The sequence below is a fragment of the Streptomyces sp. PA03-3a genome, from assembly GCF_033792735.1.
In the GTDB taxonomy this organism is placed as follows: Bacteria; Actinomycetota; Actinomycetes; order Streptomycetales; family Streptomycetaceae; genus Actinacidiphila.
The window spans coordinates 51,868-73,750 of record NZ_JARAVM010000022.1; the positions used below are offsets into that span (position 1 = coordinate 51,868).

Sequence of the window (21,883 nt, forward strand, 5' to 3'; positions counted from 1 at the left end):
ATGAACCAGGTCGTGGGCAGCCACGACATCCTGCTGGTCACGCTGGACACCCTCCGCCACGACGTGGCCGAGGAGCTGGCCGCGGCCGGCCGCATCCCGCATCTGGCCCGCCATCTGCCCGGCGGCCGCTGGGAGCGCCGGCACGCGCCCGGCAGCTTCACCTACGCCTCCCACCAGGCGATCTTCGCGGGCTTCCTGCCCACGCCCACCGCGCCCGGCCCTCACCCCCGGCTCTTCGCGGCGCGCTTCGCGGGCAGCGAGAGCACCGCGGACGGCACCTTCGTGTTCGACACCCCCGACCTGGTGTCGGGCCTGGCCGCGGCCGGCTACCGCACGGTGTGCATCGGCGGTGTCGGCTTCTTCAACAAGCAGGCGCCGCTGGGCTCGGTGCTGCCCGGGCTCTTCCAGGAGAGCCACTGGGAGCCGGAGTTCGGCGTGCCCTCGCCCACCTCCTTCGAGGCGCAGGTGACCCGCGCCGAGGAGGTCGTCGCCGCCCTGCCGCCGGAGCAGCGGCTGTTCCTCTTCGTGAACGTGTCCGCACTGCACCAGCCCAACTGGTTCCACCTGCCGGGCGCCACCCGGGAGGCGGGCGACTCGCGCGCCACGCACGCCGCCGCCCTGGAGTACGTCGACCGCCACATCGGCAGGCTCTTCGCCGCCGCCTCGAGCCGCCGCCCGTGCCTGGCCGTCGTCTGCTCCGACCACGGCACGGCGTACGGCGAGGACGGCCACACCGGCCACCGCATCGGCCACGAGGTCGTGTGGACGGTGCCCTACGCCCACTTCCTCCTCGACGGGGCCGCCCGATGACACTCACCGACGTGACGCTCTCCACGACGCCCCCGGCCACGGCCGCCGTGCGCCCGTACCGGCACTACGTGTACGCGTACCCGCACAAGACGGCCTACCGCGCGCTGCCCCGCGAGCGGGCCGGGCTGCGCGACCTGTGGGCGGACGAGCCGAAGGACGCGCTGTCCCTCTACTTCCACATCCCGTTCTGCGAGGTCCGCTGCGGCTTCTGCAACCTCTTCACCAGGATCGGGGCGCCCGGCGGCCTGGCCACCGCCTACCTGGACGCCCTCGAGCGCCAGGCCGCGGCGGTGCGGGAGGCGCTGGGCGAGGGCGCGCGGTTCGCCAACGCGGCCTTCGGCGGCGGCACTCCGACGTATCTGGAGGCCGCCGAGCTGGAGCGGCTCTGCGACCTCGCCGAACACGGCCTGGGGGCCGACCTGCGGGCGATACCGCTGTCCGTGGAGGCCTCCCCGGCCACCGCGACCGCCGACCGGCTGTCGGTGCTGGCGGAGCGCGGCACGACCCGGCTGAGCCTGGGGGTGCAGAGCTTCGTCGAGGCCGAGGCGCGCGCCGCCGTCCGCCCCCAGCGGCGGGGCGACGTCGAGGCGGCGCTGGGCAGGATCCGGGAGGCGGGCATCCCCGTCCTCAACATCGACCTGATCTACGGCATCGACGGCCAGACCGAGCTGTCCTGGACGGAGTCCCTCGACGCCGCGCTCGCCTGGCGCCCCGAGGAGCTGTATCTGTACCCCCTGTACGTCCGCCCGCTCACCGGGCTCGGCCGGCACACCGCCGGCACCGAGCGGGGCGAGCAGGCGTGGGACAAGCAGCGGCTGCGGCTGTACCGCCACGGCCGCGACCATCTGCTGGCACGCGGCTACGAGCAGGTGTCGATGCGCATGTTCCGCCGTGCGGACGCGCCGGCCACCGGCGGCGGGGACTACGCCTGCCAGACCGACGGCATGGTCGGCCTCGGCTGCGGGGCCCGCTCGTACACCTCCACGCTGCACTACTCCTTCGACTACGCCGTCGACATGCACCGCATCCGCGGCATCATCGACGCCTACACCGCGCGCACCACGCGGGAGTTCGGTCACGCCGATTACGGCTGGACGATGGACGACGAGGAGGCCCGCCGCCGTCATCTGCTGCAGTCGCTGCTGCAGGCCGAGGGCCTGTCCGTCGCGGAGTACCGGGCCCGGTTCGGCTCGGCGCCCGGGGAGGACTTCGCCGAGGAGCTGGAGCGCTTCGCGGACCGGGGCTGGATGGACGCGTCCGCGGGGCCGGACGTGCTGCGGCTGTCGCCCGAGGGCCTGGCCCACTCCGACGCGGCCGGTCCCGAGCTGTTCTCCACCGCCGTCCGCCGCCGTATGGCCGCCTACGAGCCCAAGTGAGCACCCACGCCATGGACCTGACGATCCTCTATCGCGGACCGCTCGCCTCGTGCGACTACGACTGCCCGTACTGCCCGTTCGCCAAGCGCCGTGACAGCCGCGCCCAGCTGACCGCCGACCGCTCCGCCCTGGAGCGCTTCGCCGGCTGGGCGGGCGAACAGACCGGGGACCGGCTCTCCCTGCTGTTCACCCCGTGGGGCGAAGGCCTGGTCCGCTCCTGGTACCGGCGCGCCCTGGCGGAGCTGAGCCGGCTGCCGCACGTCCGCAGGGTGGCGATCCAGACCAACCTGAGCGGCCGCACACAGTGGCTGGACGACGCCGACCGGGACACGATCGCCCTGTGGTGCACCTTCCACCCCGGCCAGACGCCCTACGACCGCTTCCTGGCCAAGTGCCGGGACCTGGCGGAGCGCGGGGTCCGCCACAGCGTGGGCGTCGTCGGCCTGCCGGAGCACCTGGAGCAGGCCCGCCGGCTGCGTGACGATCTCCCGGACCACGTCTACTTGTGGGTCAACGCCGCCGAGGGCCACACCTACACCGACGCCGAGGCGGCGCGGTGGACCGCGCTCGACCCGCTCTTCCCGTACAGCCGGCATCCGCACCGCAGCGCGGGCCTGCCGTGCCGCACGGGCGAGTCGGTCGTCTCGGTGGACGGCGAGGGCACGGTACGCCGCTGCCACTTCGTCCGCGAGGAGCTGGGCAACCTCTACGACGGCTCCTACCGCGCGGCGCTGCGCCCGCGCGCGTGCCCGCTGGCCGTCTGCGACTGCCACATCGGCTACGTCCACCTGGAGACGCTGCCGTTGTACGACGTGTTCGCGGGCGGGGTCCTGGAACGGATCCCCGCCGCGGCACCGCCCGGGCGGACACCGCTGCGGCTCCTGACGCCGGCCTCCTCGTAGCGGGGCGGCCCGGCACGCCCGGCCCCGGCGCGCCCGGCCCCAGCACGCCAGGCCCCGGCGCACTCGGTCCGGGCCCGGCGGTGTCAGCCCTTGCGGCCGACTCCTCCCCAGAAGGCGATGCGGACGTTTTCGCCCTCCTGCACCAGCGGGCCGTCCGGGCGCCACAGCGGTACCTGCACCAGGCCCGGCTCGACGAGGGAGAACCCTTCGAAGAAGGGCTCGATCTCCGGCTTGCCGCGCAGGGTGAGGGTGGAGGTGGCGTTCTTGTACGCCTCGCCGGCGTCAGCGTCGACGTCGCGGTGGAAGTCGGTGGTGCCGTGGCTGAGGATGAGCAGGCTGCCGGCCGGGAGGTTCTTGGTGAGGGTGCGCACGATCCCGGCCGGGTCCTCGTCGTCGCGGACGAAGTGCAGGAGCGCGACGAGCATCAGGGCGACGGGCTGGTCGAAGTCGATCAGCTCCCGGATCGTGGCGTGTTCCAGGATGGTCTCGGGCTCGCGGACGTCGCCGAGGAAGAAGCCGGCGTTGCCGGTGTTGGTGAGCCGCGCGCCGGCGTGGGCGGCGACGATGGGGTCGTTGTCGACGTAGGCGACCCGGGCCTCGGGGACGACGGAGCGGGCGACCTCGTGGGTGTTGGGCGAAGTGGGGATGCCGGTGCCGATGTCGACGAACTGCCGGATGCCCTGTCCCGCCGCGTAACGCACCGCGCGCTGCATGAAGTCCCGGTTGGCGCGCGCGCTGGGGCGCGCGTCGGGGGTCATGTGGATCACCATCTCGGCCGCCTCGCGGTCGGCCTCGTAGTTGTCCTTGCCGCCGAGGTAGTAGTCGTACATCCGGGCCGGGTGCGGCCGGCTGGTGTCGATCTCCTCAGCGGGGAAGCCCTTGTCGGTCAACGCCTGCTCCGTTCGGATTCCGGTGGCCCTTGCGGGTCCAGGTCGGTGCGGTCGGTGGTCTTCCGTTCCGTCCCGCCGCTCACGGCAGCAGGAAGTCGGCCTGGCCGGCCTTGGCGCCCTGGATGAACGACATCATCTCGCTGCCGGTGTAGATCAGGCAGGGCCCGTCCGGGTCGTCGGACTGCCGTAACGCCACCCGGCCGTCGTCCATCCTGAGGGCTTCGACGCACGAGCCGCCGTTGCCCCCGCTCCACGGCTTGCGCCAGCCCTCGTCGGCGAGTTCCCCGGCGGGCATGCCGTTGTAGATCCGCTCCATGGTCATGTCTCCTTGTGGATGCCACCGAGGATCCGCTCGGTGCTCTGGGTCGGCGCGGCTTGTGCGCACATCCGGTCCAGGGCCTCCAGGAAGGTCGAGACGTCGTCGCGGTCGTCGAAGTAGACGGCCCCGACCAGGCTTTCGGAGTAGACGACGTCCGGGAGGTCGTGCGTCTGGAACCGGAAGATGTGGAACGGGCCGTACATGGCGGGGTGCGGTCCGGCCGTGAACGGCATGATCTGCAGTCGTACGTTGGGCAGGGCGCAGGAGTCGATGAGCCTGGCGATCTGGGCCCGCATGACCGCCGGTCGGCCGATGGGTCTTCGCAGGACCGTCTCGTCCATGACGATCCAGACCAGCGGCGCGTCCTCCCGGGTGAGCAGCGCCTGGCGCTCCATCCGCAGCGCGACCCCGCGTTCGACCTCCGCGTCCCCGGCGCCCGGGTTCCCCGCCCGCAGCACCTCGCGCGCGTAGTCCTCGGTCTGCAGCAGTCCGGGGACGTAGTGCGGTTCGTAGGCGCGGATGACGCCGGCCTCGCCCTCCAGGCTCACGAAGGCGCTGAACCAGTCGGGCAGGACGTCGCGGTAGCGGTGCCACCAGCCGGGCTGGTTGGCCTCCCGGGCCAGTGCGAGGAACTCCTCCAGCTCCGCCGGGCCGGTGACCCCGTAAGTGCGCAGGAGCTTCTCGACGTAGGGGATCTTCAGGCCGACCTCGGCCTTCTCCATGCGGCGGATCGTGGCGTGGGTGACGTCGAGGGCCCGGCCGGCCTCCTCGAAGGAGAGCCCCGCCTTCTCGCGCAGGTCCTGGAGCCGTTTGCCGAGCACCACCCGGAGGACGGTGGGAGCACCGGCCGACCGTGCGTCCGTCACGACCAACTTCCCCAACTCCCCTCTGCTGTAGGCAGTGTGTCATGCCGTCATCGAAAACCGACAGTGCGCACCGGCCGTTCTGTAAATTACAGATCGCATCTTGCCAACGGTTCGAACGGGACCGCATAGTTGTCGACGTGGCCTCCTCACCAGACGCTCTGCGGTTAGAGCGCCGTGGCACCCCCGACGCCCGTCGCTGCCGGGACCTGTTCCGTTTGCCCGCCCACGGGTCCTCGGTCGCCGACGCACGCCATCGCGTGCGGGCGCGGCTGCGGGAGTGGGAGACGGACGAGGGACTGCGCGACGACGCCGAGATGATCGTTTCCGAGCTCTTCACCAACGCCGTCATGCACACCGGCAGTGAGTTCATCACCTGCGGGATGGGGTACGACGGCACCCGGCTGCGGCTCGAAGTCAGCGACCAGGGGCGCGCGCCGACTGCGCCCCGGCCGCGGGCGGCGGGCGTGGACGAGGAGGGCGGACGCGGTCTGCTGCTGGTGGGCGCGCTCTCACAGGCCTGGGGCGTCCGGCCCACCGACGACGGCGGCGGCCGTGTCGTGTGGGCCGAACTCGGCCCCGGGGCTCCGTCCTTCTGACGCCGCCCCCGCGGCCCCCGCCTGCCGCCCCCTACAGGGGCAGCAGGTCCGGACGCTTGGGTTCCACGTTGTCGCCGGAGGACTCCCCGCGCAGCCGCCGGCCGATCCACGGCACGAGGTACTCGCGGGCCCACTGGATGTTGTCCCGCCGGATCTCGGCGGGCGCGCGGAACCTCTCCGGCGGCCACGCCTGGTCGGGATCGGCCGGCACCTCCAGGCCCAGCACCTGCGCGGCGCGCAGGGCGACCCTGGTGTGCCCCTCGGGCGACAGGTGGAGGCGGTCGGCGTCCCAGGCCCTGCGGTCCTGGACCGAGCGCAGCGACCACAGGTCCAGCACCGGGGAGTCGTACCGGTCGGCGATGGCGCGCACATGGGCCGTGTAGGTGGCGATCTTGCCGCGCAGATGCCGCAGCACGGGAATGCCCCGGGTGTCGAAGCCCGTGCACAGCACGACGGTGCCGACCGTCCCGGTGAGGCGGGCGACCGCCGCCTCGTAGCGCTCGGCGACGTCGTCCGGGTCGCTGCCGGGACGGAGGATGTCGTTGCCGCCCGCACAGAAGGTCACGAGGTCGGGCGCGAGTTCCACGGCCCGCGGCACCTGCTCCTCGACGATCTGGTCGAGGAGGCGGCCGCGCACCGCGAGGTTCGCGTACCGGAAGTCGTGCTCGGGGCGGCGGTCGGAGAGGAGGACCGCGAGCCGGTCGGCCCAGCCTATGAACGTCCCGTCGGGACCCGGATCGCCCACACCCTCCGTGAAGCTGTCCCCCACGGCTGCGTACGACCCGATGGCGTCGCTGTTGTCTGTTCTCGAATCGTCTGGCACGTCAGCACATACTTCACCTCCTCAAGTGACTTACGCCACCGTAACCAGGGGTTGACGGGGGGTGATCTATCCCACCCGGCCGGACCCACCGGAAACGGAATAAGACGGCCTTCCGCCGGCGCCGATACAGCCCTCCGCCGCGATCACATACCGCGCGGTACGGGCCCGGCCGGGGTGCCGTAAGGTCGGGAGTGGTCCGGCCGCCGGTGACCCGCACCGCCCGGCCCCTGAGCGAAGGAGCGCCGGTGACCGAGCAGACGCCGCAGACCGCCCCGTCGGAACCCGAGCTGTCCGGGGTGCGCAACTTCCGTGACGTGGGCGGCCTCCCGACGACCGACGGCCGCCGCCTGCGGTACGGACGGCTCTTCCGCAGCGGCCACCTGGCGCACGCCACCGCCGAGGACGCCGGATTCCTCTCCTCCCTCGGACTGCACACGGTCTTCGACTTCCGCAACGCCTCCGACATGAAGCTGGAGGGCCCCGACGTCGAGCTGCCCGGCGTGCGCAACGTGAACATGCCGCTGAGCGACCCCGCGCAGGGCGCCGAGTTCTGGACCACGGTCCGCGACGGCGACATCGCCGCGCTGCGCGAGATCCTCGGCGAGGGCCGCGCCGCCGCGCGCATGGTGGAGGCGTACCGCCGCATCGTCCTGGACCGCACCGCCGAGCACGCCCGCATGCTGGAGCTGCTCGCCGAGGACGAGTCGGTGCCGGCGCTGCTGCACTGCGCCGCGGGCAAGGACCGGGCCGGCACCTCGATCGCCGTCATCCTGCTCGCCCTCGGGGTGGAGCGCGACGCGATCGTGGAGGACTACCTCAAGAGCAACGAGGCCCACCGCCGTTACCGCATCAGGCGCGGCGACGACGCGGAGCCGGCGAGCACCCCCGAGGTCATGGAGCTGCTCGGGCCCCTCTTCGACGCGCGCAAGGAGTACCTGGAGACCGCCTTCGACACCATCGAGGAGCACTGGGGCTCGGCGGACCGCTACCTGGAGGAGGGGCTCGGCCTCACGCCCGCGCGCCGCGAGCGGCTGCGCGCGCTCTTCCTGGACGGCGCGCAGCCGGCCTGACCCGGGCTGCCGGGGCCGCCCTACTTGGCCCCGGCCAGGTGGAAGATCAGGAAGAAGAACGCGGCGATGACGTGGACCCCCACCAGGTAGATGAAGGCGCGCACCTTGAAGCCCATGGGGGCCTTGTCGCGGGAGTCTGCGGACATGGTCAGTCCTCTCGTCATGCGCCGTGGGGGCGCGGGGAACGGCTGTCGCCCAGGCACAGCTCGGCGACGGAACTCCGCAGCAGTGTGTGGACGAACAGCAGATCGACACCGTTCGGCGAGGCCGCGGCGATGCGGTGCGGGGTGAGCGAGTCGAAGTGGGCGCTGTCGCCGGGCGCCAGCCGGTGCACGGCCTCGCCGAGGGTGAGCCGCAGTTCGCCCTGGAGGACGTACAGCCATTCCTCGCCGGCGTGGACGCGGACCAGGCCCTCCTGGGGGCCGGGGGGCACGTGGAGCCGCAGGGCCTGCATGGCCCGCCCGGGGTTCCCGGCCGGCCAGTACGTCCAGCCGCCGGCCTCCGCGGGCGGCACGGAGCCGCCGCGGACGACCGGCTCCCGCTCCGGGGCGGTCTCGCCCAGCAGGTCGGAGACCGTGGTGCCGTAGGTGCGGGCGAGCGCCAGCAGCATGGGGAGCGAGGGCTGCCGCTGGCCGGTCTCCAGCCGGGACAGGTGCGCGGGCGAGAGCCCGGCGCGGGCGGCGGCCGCCTCCAGCGTCAGCCCGCCCCGGCGGCGCAGCGCGCGCAGCTGGGGGGCGACGTCCGGCAGGGGCGCCTCGTCCGCGGATGGTGAGGTCATACCTCAGGTATAGAGATGGTTCGCCTCTGAGGCAAAAACTTTGCCTCAGAGGCAAGAACCGTGGGCCGGGCTACGGCCGGGTCAGCGGTGGGCGACCGCCTGCTTCACCAGTGTCCGGCCGAACTCCCACATCAGGCCACCGCCGCCGTGTGCGTCGTCCATCACGGCCGTGAAGGCGTCGACGAAGCGGTCCACCTCCCGCTCGCCGATGACCAGCGGAGGGATCAGCTTGATCACCTCCAGGTGGTCCCCGGACACCTGGGTGAGGATACGGTGCCGCTGCAGCAGCGGCACGACCACCATCTGCGCGAACAGGCCCTTGCGGGCCGCCTGCAGCATCGTCCAGCGGCTGCGGAGCCCCAGCGACTTCGGCCGGCCGAACTCGATGCCGATCATCAGCCCCCGGCCGCGGACCTCGTGCAGCAGCTCGTAGCGGTCGACGAGGGCGGCGAGGCGGTCGCGCAGCAGGTCCCCGGTGGCCCGCGCGTTGGCGACGACCTTCTCGTCCTCCATCACCGCGAGCGTGGCCAGGCCCGCCGCCATGGCCTGGGCGTTGGAGCCGAAGCTCGCCGAGTGCACCAGCACCCGGTCCATGGACGAGTAGACCTTCTTGAAGATCCAGTCCTTGCCGAGGGTGGCGCCCACCGGCACGTAGCCCCCCGACAGTGCCTTGGCCACGCACACCAGGTCCGGCTCGACGCCCTCCTCGTGCTGGTAGGCGAAGAAGTCGCCGGTGCGGCCGAGACCGGTCTGCACCTCGTCGGCGATGAGCAGCGCCTTGTGCCGGTGGAGCAGTTCCTGCGCCGCCCACAGGTAACCGGGCGGCGCGGCGTGCACGCCCTTGCCCTGGATCGGCTCGACGATCAGCGCGGCCACGTCGCCCTTGGACAGCTCGCGCTCCAGGGCCGCGAGGTCGCCCAGGGGCACGGCGGTGTCGGGGAGCAGCGGGTCGAAGCCCTCCCGGAAGCCGCCCTCGCCGTTGACGGACAGCGAGCCGGTGGTCAGCCCGTGGAAGGCGTGGTCGCAGTAGAGCACGCGGGGCCGGCCCGTGGCGTAGCGGGCGAACTTCAGGGCCGTCTCGACCGCCTCGGTGCCGCTGTTGCCGAAGAACACCCGGTCCAGGCCCGGCGCGTACGACAGCAGCTTCTCCGCGAGCAGGCCCGGCAGCGGCTGGCAGTCGAAGCGGGTGAGGTCCGCCAGCCCGGCGTCCAGGACGTCGTGCAGGGCCTTGCGGACGACGGGGTGGTGGCGGCCCAGGCCCATCACCCCGAACCCGGCGAGCATGTCGAGGTGGTCCCGGCCCTCGTCGTCCCAGAAGTACGCGCCCTCGGCCCGCTCGTAGACCTTGTCGAAGCCGATGGTGTGCAGCATGCGCGGCAACTGGTGGTTGAGGTACCTGGCGTGCAGGTCGTAGCGCTCGGCCCCGCGCTCGGCCAGCAGGGTCGCCAGGTCGAACCCCTTGGGCTCAGGATCGGGCGGTGTCATCGCTCAGGCGCCTCTCGTTCGGGTGCTGCTCGTCCGCAGTCAGTCGGGCCAGGGTGGCCCCGATCCGGCCGGCGATCTCTGCGGGGGTGAGCCCGATGTCGGCGAGCACCTCGCCCCGCTTGGCGTGCGCCAGGAACTGCTGCGGGATGCCGAAGTCGCGGACCGGCACATCGGTCTCCGCGTCGCGCAGGGCCTGCGCCACGGCCGAACCGACGCCCCCGGCACGGCCGTTGTCCTCGACGACGGCCACCATGCGGTGCCGGGCGGCGAGCGCGGGCAGCTCCGCGTCGAGCGGCTTCACCCAGCGCGGGTCGACGACCGTGACGCCGACGCCGCGTTCGCGCAGCAGGGCGGCCGCGGCCAGGGAGACCGAGCCGAGGGCGCCGACGGAGACCATCAGCACGTCGGGCCGGTCGCCGCGGTGCAGCACGTCCATGCCGCCGACCCGGTCGATGGCCGGCAGTGCCTCGCCGACGGTCTCCTTCGGGAAGCGGACGACGGTGGGCGCGTCGTCGACGTCGATCGCCTCGCGGAGCTGGGCGCGCAGTTGGTCGGCGTCGCGCGGGGCGGCGATCCGCAGGCCGGGGACGACCTGCAGGATCGACATGTCCCACATGCCGTTGTGCGAGGCGCCGTCGTCGCCGGTGACGCCGGCCCGGTCCAGCACGAAGGTCACACCGCACTTATGCAGCGCGACGTCCATCAGCACCTGGTCGAAGGCGCGGTTGAGGAAGGTCGCGTAGACCGCGACCACCGGGTGCAGGCCGCCGGTCGCCAGACCCGCCGCCGAGACCGCCGCGTGCTGCTCGGCGATCCCGACGTCGTACACGCGGCGCGGGAAGGCCTTGGCGAACTTCTCCAGCCCGACCGGCTGCAGCATGGCCGCCGTGATCGCCACGACCTCGGGGCGCTCGGCGCCGATCCGGACCATCTCGTTGCCGAAGACCGAGGTCCACTTCGGGCCGCTCGACGGGGTGAGCGGTTCACAGGTGAGCGGGTCCATGGCGCCCACCGCGTGGAAGCGGTCCGCCTCGTCGCGCTCGGCGAAGGCGTAGCCGCGGCCCTTCTCGGTGAGGCAGTGGACGAGGACGGGACCGTGGAAGCGCCGGGCCCGGCGCAGCGCGGACTCGACCGCGGCGACGTCGTGCCCGTCGATCGGGCCGAGGTACTTCAGGCCCAGGTCCTCGAACATGCCCTGCGGCGCGAAGGCGTCCTTGAAGCCCTTCTTGGCGCCGTGCAGGGATTCGTACAGCGGCTTGCCGACGACCGGTGTCCGCTGCAGCACCTGCTTGCCCCAGGCAAGGAAGCGCTCGTAGCCGTCCGTGGTGCGCAGGGTGGCGAGATGGTTGGCGAGGCCGCCGATGGTGGGCGCGTAGGAGCGCTCGTTGTCGTTGACGACGATGATCAGCGGGCGGTCCTTGGCGGCGGCGATGTTGTTCAGCGCCTCCCAGGCCATGCCGCCGGTGAGCGCGCCGTCGCCGATGACGGCCACGACGTGGTCCTGCCGGCCGAGCACCTGGTTGGCCTTGGCCAGGCCGTCGGCCCAGCCGAGCACCGTGGAGGCATGGCTGTTCTCGATGACGTCGTGCTCGGACTCGGCGCGCGAGGGGTAGCCGGACAGGCCCCCCTTGCGGCGCAGTTTGGAGAAGTCCTGACGGCCGGTCAGGATCTTGTGGACGTAGGACTGGTGACCCGTGTCCCACAGGATGCGGTCGGCCGGCGAGTCGAAGACCCGGTGCAGGGCGACCGCCAGTTCGACCACGCCCAGATTGGGCCCCAGGTGCCCCCCGGTCCTGGCCACCGCCTGGACCAGGAATTCACGGATCTCCACCGCGAGTTCGCCCAGCCGCTCCGGCGGAAGGGCCTTCAGGTCGCGCGGACCACGGATGTTCTCGAGCAGCGACACTTTCCCACCTCGCTCCCCTACTGGGGATTGTTTCGCTTTAGCTCACACTGATCTGGGGATCTCCTGATGGCACTCCGTCGGCCTGCATGCGCTCGGCGAGCTTCATGGCCTCCTCGATGAGGGTCTCCACGATCTTCGACTCCGGCACCGTCTTGATGACCTCGCCCTTGACGAAGATCTGCCCCTTGCCGTTGCCCGAGGCCACCCCCAGGTCCGCCTCGCGCGCCTCACCGGGACCGTTGACGACACAGCCCATCACCGCGACCCGCAGCGGAACCTCCATGCCCTCCAGGCCCGCCGTCACCTGGTCCGCCAGCTTGTACACATCCACCTGCGCCCGCCCGCACGACGGGCACGACACGATCTCCAGCCGGCGCTGCCGCAGGTTCAGCGACTCCAGGATCTGGATGCCGACCTTGACCTCCTCGGCCGGAGGCGCCGACAGCGACACCCGGATCGTGTCACCGATCCCCTCGCTCAGCAGCGCACCGAACGCCACCGCCGACTTGATCGTCCCCTGGAACGCCGGACCCGCCTCCGTCACACCCAGGTGCAGCGGGTAGTCGCACCGCGCCGCCAGCAGCCGGTACGCGTTGACCATCACCACCGGGTCGTTGTGCTTCACCGAGATCTTGATGTCCCGGAAGCCGTGCTCCTCGAACAGCGAGCACTCCCACAGCGCCGACTCCACCAGCGCCTCGGGCGTGGCCTTGCCGTACTTCTCCAGCAGCCGCTTGTCCAGCGACCCGGCGTTCACCCCGATCCGGATCGGGGTGCCGGCGTCGGAGGCCGCCCTGGCGATCTCCTTCACCTTGTCGTCGAACTGCCGGATGTTGCCCGGGTTCACCCGCACCGCCGCACAACCCGCGTCGATCGCCGCGAACACGTACTTCGGCTGGAAGTGGATGTCCGCGATCACCGGAATCTGCGACTTCCTCGCGATCTGCGCCAGCGCGTCCGCGTCGTCCTGCGAGGGGCAGGCCACACGGACGATCTGGCAGCCCGCCGCCGTCAGTTCGGCGATCTGCTGCAGCGTCGCGTTGACGTCGGCGGTGAGCGTGGTCGTCATCGACTGGACCGAGACGGGGGCGTCGCCGCCCACCGCCACCGGCCCGACCTGGATGCGCCGCGAACGGCGGCGCTCCGCGAGTGGCCGGGCCGGCACGGAGGGCAGGCCGAGCGCGACGGGCTCGACAGCTGTCATCGCGACGTCACTTCCCGCGGTTGCCGGTGACGGTCTCCCGGGTCGCCCTGATGGACTCCTTGAGGGAGGTCATCGTGGCCAGGACGGCGGTCGGCTCGTAGCCGCAGTGCGCCATGCAGTTGGCGCAGCGCGGGTCCTTGCCGCGGCCGTACTTGCTCCAGTCGGTCTCCTCGACGAGCTCCTTGTACGTGGTCACGTAACCGTCGCTCATCAGGTAGCAGGGGCGCTGCCAGCCGAACAGGGAGTAGTTGGGAATCGCCCAGGCGGTGCACGGGAAGTCGACCTTACCCTCGAGGAAGTCCAGGAAGAGAGGGCTGTGGTTGAGCCGCCACTTCTTCCTGTTCCCGCCCGAGAAGGCCTTCTTGAACAGTTCGCGGGTCTGCTCCACACCCAGGAAGTGCTCCTGGTCGGGAGCCTTCTCGTAGGCGTAGGCCGGCGAGATCATCATCTCGTCGACCTGCAGGTCGTCATTGAGGAAGTTGAGGACCTCGATGACGGTCTGCGGGGTGTCGGTGTTGAAGAAGGTCGAATTGGTGGTGACCCGGAAACCGCGCCGCTTGGCCTCCTTGATCGCCTCCACCGCCTCGTCGAAGACGCCTTCCTTGGCGACCGACTCGTCGTGCCGCTCGCGTAGTCCGTCGATGTGCACGGCGAACGCGAAGTAGGGCGAGGGCGTGAAGTTCTCCAGCTTCTTGCGCAGCAGCATGGCGTTGGTGCAGAGGAAGACGTACTTCTTCTTCGCCACCAGCTGCCGCACGATCTCGTCGATCTGCGGGTGCATCAGCGGTTCGCCGCCGGCGATCGACACCATCGGCGCGCCCGATTCCAGGACGGCGCCCACGGCTTGTGCCACCGGCATGCGCTGCTTCAGCACACCCGCCGGGTGCTGGATCTTCCCGCAGCCCTCGCATTTCAGGTTGCAGGCGAAGAGCGGCTCGAGCTCGACGATGAGCGGGAACTTCTCACGCCTGCGGAGCATTTTCTGTTCGAAGAGATAGGTGCCGACCCTGATGGACTGTCGAAGCGGCATGGCCATCTAGCTCACCTCCAGGGGAGCGCGGTAGAGCGGTGCCAATCGAGAAAGGTTGGAAGAAGGTCCCTCAGCACGCGGAAAGCGGTGATCCCCGTGCGAAGCGTGCCGACCCGCACGAGCTCGAACTCGGGCGTGTCGACGACCACGCGGGCCGCGGCGACCGGGCGTGGACCCCGGGCGAGCGCGGCCCGCATCATCGCCGCCGACTCCATGTCGACGGCGACGGCACCGGTGGCCCGGAGCGCGGCCCGCTCCGGGCCCCGTACGACGTGGTCCGACTCCGCGAGCCGGCCGACGTGCACGGTGTGTCCCGCCGCCTCGAGGGCGGCGGCGAGTGATTCCCCGTCGGGCGGCTCGTCGGCGACGACGACGTCGCCCGGCCGCATCCCGGGGGCCAGACCGGCGCAGAAGCCGGTGGTGAGGACCGCCGCACCGTCCAGGGCGGGGTCGCGCAGCGCGGCGGTGACGGCGCGTTCCGCGGCCTGCGGCCCCATGCCCGTGCGCACGAAGGCGACCGGGCCGGACGCGTGGCTGCGGTCGCCGCCGCGGAGGGCGAACCGTTCCACCCGCAGCGCGCAGACGACGACCAGAGGTGGGCCGGACGGCCCCATCAGGCCCCCTTCCGTAGCCCGCCGAACGGCTCGCCGCGCACATAGCGCCCGAGGGCGGTGAGCGGGAAGACCATCCGGTAGAGGTGGTAGTTGATGGAGAAGTCCCTGGGGAAGCCGGTGCCCGTGAAGTACGGCTCGTCCCACGACCCGTCCTCGTTCTGGGTCCCGGCCAGCCAGCGCACCCCGCGCCGTACCGCCTCCCCCTCGCGTTCGCCGGCCGCCAGCAGGGCCAGCAGCGCCCAGGCCGTCTGGGATGCGGTGGACTCGCCGCGCCCGACCCACTCGGCGGAGGAGTACGAGCGCAGGTCCTCGCCCCAGCCCCCGTCCTCGTTCTGCACGGACTCCAGCCAGCGCACCGCCCGCCGGATCGCGGGGTGGGACGCCGGGAGGCCGGCCGCCACGAGGGCCGGGACCACCGACCCGGTGCCGTAGATGTAGTTGACGCCCCAGCGGCCGAACCAGGCGCCGCTGCGCTCCTGTTCGGCGAGCAGCCAGTCGATCCCGCGCCGGGTGTACGGGGCGTGCTCCAGGCCGAGGGCGGCCAGCATCTCGACCACGTGGGCCGTGACGTCGGCCGACGGCGGGTCGATGACCTCGCCGAAGTCGCAGAAGGGCAGCCGGTTGGGGAAGGCGCTGGTGTTGTCGGCGTCGAAGGCGCCCCAGGCGCCGTTCTTCGACTGCATCCCGACGTTCCACCGCACCCCCCGGTCGACCGAGGCCTTCACCCGCTCCGGCTCCGGGTGGTCGACCCTGATCAGGGCGAGGACGACCTCCGCGGTGTCGTCGATGTCGGGGTAGGTGTCGTTCTGGAACTCGAACGCCCAGCCGCCCGAGGGCAGCCCCGGTCGTTGCACGGCCCAGTCCCCGGACTTGGTGATCTGCTCCCCCAGCATCCAGTCCACCGCCTTGACCAGCGCCGGGTCGTCGGCGGGCACACCGGCGTCGGCCAGCGCGATGGTGGCGAGGCAGGTGTCCCAGACCGGGGACTGGCACGCCTCGATCATCCGCGTGTCCTTGTCCGGCCAGACCGCGAACGCGTCGAGCGCCTTGAGTCCGGCGCGCAGCACGGGGTGGTCGAGGTCGTAGCCGAGCAGGTGGAGCGCGATGACGGAGTACACCGCGGGCGGCTGGATGCCGCCGAAGCAGCCGTCGTTCTCCTGCCGTTCGATGATCCAGCGGGCCGCCGAGCGCATCGCGGCCCGCCGCAGCGGACGGACACTGACCTTGCGGTAGGCGTGCAGGGCCCGGTCGAGCCGCTGGAAGAACCCGTCCCAGCTGGACAACGGCGCCCGCGGGACCGGCGGATTGGGCCGCTGGGGGTCGGTGTGCAGCTCGTCGAGGACGAAGGGGGCGGGCCGTACCGGCCGGTGGGCGGCGACGATGGTCAGCGGCACGATGGTCTGCCGGGCCCAGCTGGCGAAGGAGTAGATGTTGAGCGGGACCCACTTGGGCAGGTAGATGAGCTCGGGCGGCAGCTCAGGGAGGTCGTCCCAGCGCCACCAGCCGAACAGCGCGAGCCAGATCCGGGTGAAGACCCGCGACCGCGCGATGCCGCCCCGCTCACGGACGAAGGCCGACGCGGCGGCCATCCACGGCTCGTCCGGGGCGTCACCGGCGAGCCGCAGCGCGACATAGGCCTCGACGGTGGCCGACAGATCGCCGGGCCCGCCGTGGAAGGTGGACCAGGCGCCGTCCTCGCGCTGCTGGGACCTGATCCAACGGCCGGCGGCTTCGGTGACCGTATCGTCCTGGATGCCGAGGAACTGACGGAGCAGCAGGTCCTCGGCGTCCATCGTGACATTGGTCTCGAGGTCGCCCTTCCACCAGCCGTCGGGATGCTGACGGGCCAGCAGGTGGCCGGTGGCCCGGCGCGCGGCCTCGGCCGCGAGCTCCTCGGTCCGGCCGGTGAGGCCGCCGGTCCCGGGACCTGACGCCGGTTCCGGGATCGCGCCCGAGGTCTTCGTTCTGGCCGAGGGTGTCCCGCGGGCCGCCTCGCCCCCGGGACCGCCGTCGGTCGTCGCTGTCATGGCTTCCCCTTTGCACAGTCGTTCCGTCTGCGGTGTTGGGGCTGCCGTCGGCCGTCACGCGCGCCCGGCCGGCGACGTACTGCGCTCCAGTTGTGTCTCTACTTCTCGCGAACCACCACGAAATCCGCCAGGCCCACGAGCTTACGGCGAACTTCTCCCGGCATGTCCATTTTGTCGAGTGCGGCGATCGCGGTGGCGTACTGCCGGCGGGCCTCCCGGGACGTCCACTCCCGGCCGCCGGCCTCTTCGATCAACGCCGCGCGTGTGGCGAACTCTTCCTCGTCGAAGGACTCGATGTCGTTGCCCTCCGACGAATCCGCGGCCTTCGCGTCCGCGGCCAGGAGTTCGGCGAGGCGCTGCGAGGCGGAGCCGCCCGCGGCCAGTGCGGCGACCACCGGCAGGGACTTCTTGCGCTGGCGCAGGTCGCTCCAGGTCTGCTTGCCGGTGGCGGCCGGGTCGCCCCAGATGCCCAGCAGGTCGTCGATGGCCTGGAAGGACAGACCGAGGTGGTAGCCGTACTCCTCCAGCGCGTCGGCGTCGGCCTCGGAGGCGCCGCCGAGCACCGCGCCGATGGAGCAGGCGCAGGCCAGGAGGGCGCCGGTCTTGTTGCCCTCCATCTCCAGGCACTCCTCGACGGTGACCCGCTCGCGGTGCTCGAAGGAGATGTCCTGGGCCTGACCGTCGATCAGCTTGCGGGTGGCGGTGGTGATCCGGCGGGTGGCCCGGCCGGCCTCGACGGTGCCCTGCTCCAGCAGGATCTCGTTGGCGAGGGCGAAGAGCGCGTCGCCGACCAGGATGGCCTGTGCGGGGCCGTGCACCTTCCACACGGTGTCGCGGTGGCGGCGCTGCTCGTCACCGTCCATCAGGTCGTCGTGCAGCAGGGAGAAGTTGTGCACCAGTTCCACGGCGACCGCCCCGGGGACGCCCACCTCGGGGGCGGCGCCCGCCGCCTCGGCGGACAGCAGGGCGAGTGCGGGACGGACGGCCTTGCCGCTGTCGCCGTGGGACGGGTTGCCCGCGGCGTCGATCCATCCGAAGTGGTACGCGGCGACGGTGTCCATCGGGGGTGCGAGGCGGTCCACGGCGGCGCGCAGCACCGGCGTGGACAGCTCGCGGCCGCGCTCCAGGAGCGTGGTCACGGTCGCTCTGTCGACGCCCGCGGTCATCTGCTCGTTGCCAGCGGTCACATTCTCTCCTCTGATTGCACTGGTCATGCTCATACCGGCTCCAGGCCTTCGATTGCGAAGGTACGTGGGTCGAAGGGATGGCGGAGTGCGGTCAAAGCTGCTCGGGAGGCTTGCAAACCGCTGCGGACCGCGCTTTCCATCGTCGCGGGCCAGCCGGTGGCGGTCCAAGCGCCGGCGAGCCAGACGCCGTCCGCCCGGGTCCGCGGACCCGGGCGGAGGGCGCCGACACCGGGGAGGGGCGCGAAGGTCGCGGTCCGTTCCCTGGTGACGAAGAAGTCCGGTACGGCCGCCTCGCGCGCGGCCGGGAGCAGCCGCTCCAGCTCGGGCAGGTAGCGCTTTCGCAGCTCGGCCACCGGGAGGTCGATCTCCTCCTGGGCCGCCGACTGGGACAGGGCGACGTACTGGCCGCCGCCGGTCAGGCCGGAGTGCTCCGTGCGGTCGAAGACCCACTGCACGGGGCTGCCGAGGGCGGCGAAGAACGGCTGCCGCATGACCTGGCGGTCGTACACGACGTGCACGTTGAGGATCGGCGCGGTGCCGATGCGCAGCAGCGCGTCCTGGTCGGCCAGGGCGCCCGCGGGGAGCAGCCCGTGGGCCTCCTGCTGCGGCACGGCCAGGACGACGGCGTCCGCTGTGAAGCGCTCGGCGCGTCCCGGTCCGGTCTCGGCCTCGACCTCCCAGACCGGTCCGCCCCCGCCGGGGCCGCCGTCGCGCGACCGTACCGGCTCGGACGCGTCCGTGCGGGTGAGGGAGGTGGCGCGGGCGCGCAGCAGGGTGCGCACGCCTGCCTTGTCCAGGGCGGTGCGGGCGCGGTCGTCGTGCAGCTCGCCGAGCGGCCGGGCGGCCCAGCCGATGTCCGCGGCGCCCGGGGCGGAGAGCAGCCCGGTCTTGAAGACCTTGGCGGCCAGGCCCAGTGACGCCTCGTCGGCCGTGGCGTTGAGCGTCGCCACGCCGACCAGGTCCCACAGCGCCTCGACGGTGCGGGCCGACTGCCCGTGCTCGCGCAGCCAGGTGCCGAAGTCCACGTCGTCCAGCGCCGGGTCGGCGGGGTCGAGCGAGCGCAGCGCGAGCGCCGCGCGCCCGACGGACGCCCGCTCGGCCAGGGACAGATGCGGGTACGTGGCCAGACTCGCGGCCAGGTGCAGCGGCACGGGCAGCCCCGCGCGGCGCAGCCGGCCGAGCCGGGGCCGCGGGGCCGCCACGTCGAGCACGGGTACGTCGAGCCGGTCCTGGAGGGTGACGAGGTCGGCCGCGTCGATGCGCTCCAGGAACCGCAGGTAGGCGACGCAGCAGCGCAGGAAGACGTGCTGTCCGTTGTCGACGGTCAGGTCGCCGCGCTGGAAGGAGAAGGCGAGCCCGCCCAGCCGGGGCCGGGCCTCGAGCAGGGTGACGCGCAGTCCGGCGTCGGCCAGTGCCAGTGCCGCCGTCGTCCCAGCGAGCCCGCCGCCGATCACGACGGCCGTGCGCTCAGCCATGCGCCCTCCCCCGGGTGCCGCCGCGCGTGGCGCGGCGCACCATTGCCGACAGTGACGCCGCCGGCACGGCGGCGGTTGCCTCACGGCGGCGGTTGCCTCACGGCGGCGGAAAACAGCGGTTTTCCGTGACGCTGCCGCTCCCGTGCCGGTTGCGGTGCTTTCGCCGGTGCGGGTGAGGAGGCCCGCGGCCGGTGGACCGGGTGTCACACGCGCCTCCTGGCGGCACGTCGGGCGTCGAGACCGGCGAGGCCGCGCGCCGCGACGTACGCCTTCTGGTGACCCGGCAGCGAGACCCTGCCGCGCAGGACGGCCTCGGGATCGGCGGCGATGCGCTCCAGGAGGCGGCGGTAGATGCCGGCCATGGCCGAGACGCAGGCGCCGCTGCGGCGGTCCAGCACGGGCAGCAGCCGGTACCCCTCGGCGAACAGGGCGCGGGCCCTCTTCACCTCGTACTCGATCAGGCCCGCGAAGTCGGAACCGGGCGGCGGGGTGTCGGTGAGGAACCCGGCGGAACAGCCGAACTTCGCGAGGTCGTCCGCGGGCAGGTAGGTGCGCCCGTTGGCGGCGTCCTCGCGCAGGTCCCGCAGGATGTTGGTGAGTTGCAGGGCCAGGCCCAGGGTGTCCGCGTACTCCGCCGCGTGCTCCCGGCCGGGTGCGCCGGGCACGGCGCCGAAGACGCCGAGCGAGAGCCGGCCGATGGCGCCGGCGACGCAGCGGCAGTAGGACGCGAGGTCCTCCCACGTCTCGTAGGTGTCACCGCGCAGGTCCATCTGGACGCCGTCGATCAGCTCCTCCAGCCCGGCGAGCGGGATCGGGAAGCGGCGGGCGGCGTCGGTGAGCGCGACGGCCACCGGGTCGGTGTCGTCCTCGGTGACCGCGCCCTCCAGGACCCGCGTGAGCAGGTCCCGGGTGCCGTCGAGCCGCCGCTGCTTCTCCGGGAGGGCGAGGTCGCCGTCGCCGATGTCGTCCACCCGCCGGGAGAAGGCGTAGAGGGCGGACATCGCCTGGCGCTTGGGGGTGGGCAGCAGCCGGATGCCGTAGGCGAAGTTCCGGGCCTCGTGGCCCGTGACGACCTCGCAGTAGCGGTAGGCCGCGAGCACAGGTCCGGACATGCGATCGGAGCCGTTCACAGTCCGGCTCACCCCTCTCTTCGCAATGTCGACCCCACCTCGCGCAGCAGGCTCAACCTGCCCGCCTTCGGCGGCCCGGGCAGCACGTCGTACCCCGCGTCCGCGATCGCCCGCAGGGCGGCGCGGCCTCCTCCGGCGAACCCGGCGAGCAACAGCCTGAGCCTGCCGTGGACGCTACCCACCAACGGGGTGCCTTCATTCAGGAGGTCTCGGGCGCGTTCCGCTTCGTACGCAACCAGTGCGCGCACCTGTGCGCCCGCGGTCGCGGCGGTGAGATCGGTTTCGGTGACGCCGAAGCGCTTCATGTCCTCGGCGGGCAGGTAGATGCGGTCGCGGCCGAGGTCCTCGGCCACGTCCTGGAGGTGTTCGACGATCTGCAGCGCGGTGCAGATCGCGTCCGAGCGGCGGATCCGCTCGGGCGTGGCGGTGCCGGTGATGCCGAGCACGAGCCGGCCCACCGGGTTCGCCGACAGCTCGCAGTAGGCGAGGAGGTCCTCGTAGGTGGCGTAGCGGCGGACGACCTGGTCCTGGCGGTTGGCCTCGACCAGGCCGAGGAAGGGGGCCGGCGTCAGGCCGTGCCGCCGGACGGTGGGCCGCAGGGCGCGCAGCAGCGGGTGGCGGACGTCGTCGGGGCCGTCGCCGAAGACCCGGCGCAGGTCCGCCTCGAAGGCGTCGAGCATGGCGAGGCGGTCCTCGGCCGCCTCGGCGGGCAGCCCCAGCCGCACGGCGTCCGTGCGACCGCCGTCGGCCAGGTCCCCGTCGCCGATGTCGTCGACGAGCCGGGCGAAGCCGTAGACGGCCATCAGGTCGGCGCGCCAGGAACGGGGTACGAAGAAGGGCGCGACGGGGAAGTTCTCGCGGGCCGCCTTGTCGAGGACGGCACGTGAATGGGGGTCCGGCACCGTGATCGCCCGAGCCTCGGGCTTCAATCCGGTCACCGTGGACATCCCGGCGTGCGGGCGGTGGGCGTTTTCTCCCCAGGGGTCCACAGAGCCATTTCCGTCACATCCCCCGTTCTACACCGATAGCCCATTACACCCAATTTCGGACACGCCGCTCCTATAATTCCTGCTCCGGGCTGTCCTCGCACTCGACCGACTCTCCGGACGTATCGCCCGAGATCCGGCGATTGAGTACCGCTACAGCTTACGGCGCGGACCCGCTCCGGCGTGCGCCGGGGGGCGGACCTATGTCGATCCGAAAGCAGGAACGCACAAACCTCGGGTTCGCGTCCCCGGTGTCTCGCAAAATCCCGGGAAAATCATCGGCCCCATTCGCCCCGCAAACCGCGCGCCGCGGATGCGCCGGGCGCGCGCCCACTCACTTGGCGTACCCGTACCGGGTCCGGACGGCGTCCCGCGGGGCGGGTACCGCGGCCGGGGCGGGAGCGCGCCC

At 72.2% G+C, this 21,883-nt stretch carries 21 protein-coding genes; 5 read left to right on the forward strand and 16 right to left on the reverse strand.

Translation table 11 applies throughout. The features are described 5' to 3' along the window. From PV342_RS25205 to PV342_RS25215, 3 genes are read left to right on the forward strand one after another with little or no spacing between them, the layout of a single operon-like run. Nucleotides 1–810 carry an STM4013/SEN3800 family hydrolase gene (locus tag PV342_RS25205; RefSeq protein ID WP_386993509.1) on the forward strand — a complete coding sequence of 270 codons (810 nt, stop codon included), beginning with the start codon at nt 1–3 and terminating at the stop codon, nt 808–810. Next, complete coding sequence (locus PV342_RS25210) at nt 807–2,186, forward strand: STM4012 family radical SAM protein (RefSeq protein ID WP_500318735.1); 1,380 nt, start codon at nt 807–809, stop codon at nt 2,184–2,186. The genes PV342_RS25205 and PV342_RS25210 overlap by 4 nt, the downstream gene beginning before the upstream one ends. Before the next feature lie 11 nt (nt 2,187–2,197). Continuing rightward, a complete protein-coding gene (locus tag PV342_RS25215) occupies nt 2,198–3,088 on the forward strand; it encodes an STM4011 family radical SAM protein (RefSeq protein ID WP_400807168.1) in 891 nt (296 codons plus the stop codon). 83 nt (nt 3,089–3,171) lie between these two features. Here PV342_RS25215 and PV342_RS25220 read toward each other — a convergent pair whose 3' ends face one another. From PV342_RS25220 to PV342_RS25230, 3 genes are all read right to left on the reverse strand, one after another. After that, on the reverse strand, nt 3,172–3,978 hold the full coding sequence (locus PV342_RS25220; RefSeq protein WP_391575832.1) for an SAM-dependent methyltransferase: 807 nt from the start codon (nt 3,976–3,978) through the stop codon (nt 3,172–3,174). Between the two features lie 79 nt (nt 3,979–4,057). Next, nucleotides 4,058–4,300, reverse strand: coding sequence for a DUF397 domain-containing protein (locus PV342_RS25225; RefSeq protein ID WP_018561026.1), 243 nt, complete (start codon nt 4,298–4,300; stop codon nt 4,058–4,060). Further along, nucleotides 4,297–5,163, reverse strand: coding sequence for a Sco1979 family transcriptional regulator (locus tag PV342_RS25230; protein WP_386993308.1), 867 nt, complete (start codon nt 5,161–5,163; stop codon nt 4,297–4,299). Before PV342_RS25230 ends, PV342_RS25225 begins: the two co-directional genes overlap by 4 nt. Nucleotides 5,164–5,378: 215 nt before the next feature. Here PV342_RS25230 and PV342_RS25235 point away from each other — a divergent pair, with 215 nt between their 5' ends. Beyond that, nucleotides 5,379–5,759, forward strand: coding sequence for an ATP-binding protein (locus PV342_RS25235; protein WP_018561024.1), 381 nt, complete (start codon nt 5,379–5,381; stop codon nt 5,757–5,759). A 31-nt stretch (nt 5,760–5,790) separates the two neighbouring features. On the opposite strand, the gene PV342_RS25240 is transcribed toward PV342_RS25235, so the two are convergent. Further along, nucleotides 5,791–6,582, reverse strand: coding sequence for an SGNH/GDSL hydrolase family protein (locus tag PV342_RS25240; protein ID WP_026251352.1), 792 nt, complete (start codon nt 6,580–6,582; stop codon nt 5,791–5,793). A 245-nt stretch (nt 6,583–6,827) separates the two neighbouring features. On the opposite strand from PV342_RS25240, the gene PV342_RS25245 reads away from it, so the two are divergent. Beyond that, the gene (locus tag PV342_RS25245) at nt 6,828–7,652 is read left to right on the forward strand and encodes a tyrosine-protein phosphatase (protein ID WP_400807156.1); all 825 of its coding nucleotides are present in this window, start codon (nt 6,828–6,830) and stop codon (nt 7,650–7,652) included. A gap of 20 nt (nt 7,653–7,672) precedes the next feature. Here the strand turns inward: PV342_RS25245 and PV342_RS25250 are convergent, their stop codons facing one another. The 12 genes from PV342_RS25250 to hpnC all read right to left on the reverse strand — a co-directional run bounded on the left by PV342_RS25250 (nt 7,673) and on the right by hpnC (nt 21,435). Continuing rightward, complete coding sequence (locus tag PV342_RS25250; protein ID WP_018561021.1) at nt 7,673–7,798, reverse strand: DUF6126 family protein; 126 nt, start codon at nt 7,796–7,798, stop codon at nt 7,673–7,675. A gap of 14 nt (nt 7,799–7,812) precedes the next feature. Beyond that, entirely contained in the window at nt 7,813–8,430 is a 618-nt protein-coding gene (locus PV342_RS25255) for a helix-turn-helix domain-containing protein (protein ID WP_361011363.1), read from the reverse strand. A gap of 81 nt (nt 8,431–8,511) precedes the next feature. Further along, complete coding sequence (locus PV342_RS25260) at nt 8,512–9,915, reverse strand: aspartate aminotransferase family protein (protein WP_500318736.1); 1,404 nt, start codon at nt 9,913–9,915, stop codon at nt 8,512–8,514. After that, a complete protein-coding gene (dxs, locus tag PV342_RS25265) occupies nt 9,896–11,821 on the reverse strand; it encodes a 1-deoxy-D-xylulose-5-phosphate synthase (RefSeq protein ID WP_329184439.1) in 1,926 nt (641 codons plus the stop codon). The genes PV342_RS25260 and dxs overlap by 20 nt, the downstream gene beginning before the upstream one ends. A 37-nt stretch (nt 11,822–11,858) precedes the next feature. Then, nucleotides 11,859–13,025: a flavodoxin-dependent (E)-4-hydroxy-3-methylbut-2-enyl-diphosphate synthase gene (gene ispG / locus PV342_RS25270; protein ID WP_500318737.1), complete on the reverse strand. Its 1,167-nt coding sequence runs from the start codon at nt 13,023–13,025 to the stop codon at nt 11,859–11,861. Between the two features lie 7 nt (nt 13,026–13,032). Next, the gene (gene hpnH, locus PV342_RS25275) at nt 13,033–14,061 is read right to left on the reverse strand and encodes an adenosyl-hopene transferase HpnH (protein WP_386993314.1); all 1,029 of its coding nucleotides are present in this window, start codon (nt 14,059–14,061) and stop codon (nt 13,033–13,035) included. Nucleotides 14,062–14,066: 5 nt separating this feature from the next. After that, complete coding sequence (locus tag PV342_RS25280; protein WP_386993315.1) at nt 14,067–14,669, reverse strand: phosphorylase family protein; 603 nt, start codon at nt 14,667–14,669, stop codon at nt 14,067–14,069. After that, nucleotides 14,669–16,696 carry a squalene--hopene cyclase gene (gene shc / locus PV342_RS25285; RefSeq protein ID WP_386993316.1) on the reverse strand — a complete coding sequence of 676 codons (2,028 nt, stop codon included), beginning with the start codon at nt 16,694–16,696 and terminating at the stop codon, nt 14,669–14,671. Before shc ends, PV342_RS25280 begins: the two co-directional genes overlap by 1 nt. A gap of 98 nt (nt 16,697–16,794) precedes the next feature. Next, the gene (locus PV342_RS25290; protein ID WP_400807491.1) at nt 16,795–17,916 is read right to left on the reverse strand and encodes a polyprenyl synthetase family protein; all 1,122 of its coding nucleotides are present in this window, start codon (nt 17,914–17,916) and stop codon (nt 16,795–16,797) included. After that, nucleotides 17,913–19,358: a hydroxysqualene dehydroxylase HpnE gene (gene hpnE / locus PV342_RS25295; RefSeq protein WP_400807496.1), complete on the reverse strand. Its 1,446-nt coding sequence runs from the start codon at nt 19,356–19,358 to the stop codon at nt 17,913–17,915. The genes PV342_RS25290 and hpnE overlap by 4 nt, the downstream gene beginning before the upstream one ends. 203 nt (nt 19,359–19,561) lie before the next feature. Beyond that, the gene (gene hpnD / locus PV342_RS25300) at nt 19,562–20,470 is read right to left on the reverse strand and encodes a presqualene diphosphate synthase HpnD (RefSeq protein WP_361010394.1); all 909 of its coding nucleotides are present in this window, start codon (nt 20,468–20,470) and stop codon (nt 19,562–19,564) included. 26 nt (nt 20,471–20,496) lie between these two features. Beyond that, nucleotides 20,497–21,435: a squalene synthase HpnC gene (gene hpnC, locus PV342_RS25305; protein WP_400807499.1), complete on the reverse strand. Its 939-nt coding sequence runs from the start codon at nt 21,433–21,435 to the stop codon at nt 20,497–20,499. Nucleotides 21,436–21,883 lie beyond the last annotated feature (448 nt).

Coding starts and splice junctions, on each gene's coding strand:
- PV342_RS25205 (WP_386993509.1), top strand. CDS start 1: ATGAACCAGGTCGTGGGCAGCCACGACATCCTGCTGGTCACGCTGGAC.
- PV342_RS25210 (WP_500318735.1), top strand. CDS start 807: ATGACACTCACCGACGTGACGCTCTCCACGACGCCCCCGGCCACGGCC.
- PV342_RS25215 (WP_400807168.1), top strand. CDS start 2,198: ATGGACCTGACGATCCTCTATCGCGGACCGCTCGCCTCGTGCGACTAC.
- PV342_RS25225 (WP_018561026.1), bottom strand. CDS start 4,300: ATGACCATGGAGCGGATCTACAACGGCATGCCCGCCGGGGAACTCGCC.
- PV342_RS25250 (WP_018561021.1), bottom strand. CDS start 7,798: ATGTCCGCAGACTCCCGCGACAAGGCCCCCATGGGCTTCAAGGTGCGC.
- PV342_RS25255 (WP_361011363.1), bottom strand. CDS start 8,430: ATGACCTCACCATCCGCGGACGAGGCGCCCCTGCCGGACGTCGCCCCC.
- PV342_RS25260 (WP_500318736.1), bottom strand. CDS start 9,915: ATGACACCGCCCGATCCTGAGCCCAAGGGGTTCGACCTGGCGACCCTG.
- ispG (WP_500318737.1), bottom strand. CDS start 13,025: ATGACAGCTGTCGAGCCCGTCGCGCTCGGCCTGCCCTCCGTGCCGGCC.
- hpnH (WP_386993314.1), bottom strand. CDS start 14,061: ATGGCCATGCCGCTTCGACAGTCCATCAGGGTCGGCACCTATCTCTTC.
- PV342_RS25280 (WP_386993315.1), bottom strand. CDS start 14,669: ATGGGGCCGTCCGGCCCACCTCTGGTCGTCGTCTGCGCGCTGCGGGTG.
- shc (WP_386993316.1), bottom strand. CDS start 16,696: ATGACAGCGACGACCGACGGCGGTCCCGGGGGCGAGGCGGCCCGCGGG.
- PV342_RS25290 (WP_400807491.1), bottom strand. CDS start 17,916: ATGAGCATGACCAGTGCAATCAGAGGAGAGAATGTGACCGCTGGCAAC.
- hpnE (WP_400807496.1), bottom strand. CDS start 19,358: ATGGCTGAGCGCACGGCCGTCGTGATCGGCGGCGGGCTCGCTGGGACG.
- hpnD (WP_361010394.1), bottom strand. CDS start 20,470: ATGTCCGGACCTGTGCTCGCGGCCTACCGCTACTGCGAGGTCGTCACG.
- hpnC (WP_400807499.1), bottom strand. CDS start 21,435: ATGTCCACGGTGACCGGATTGAAGCCCGAGGCTCGGGCGATCACGGTG.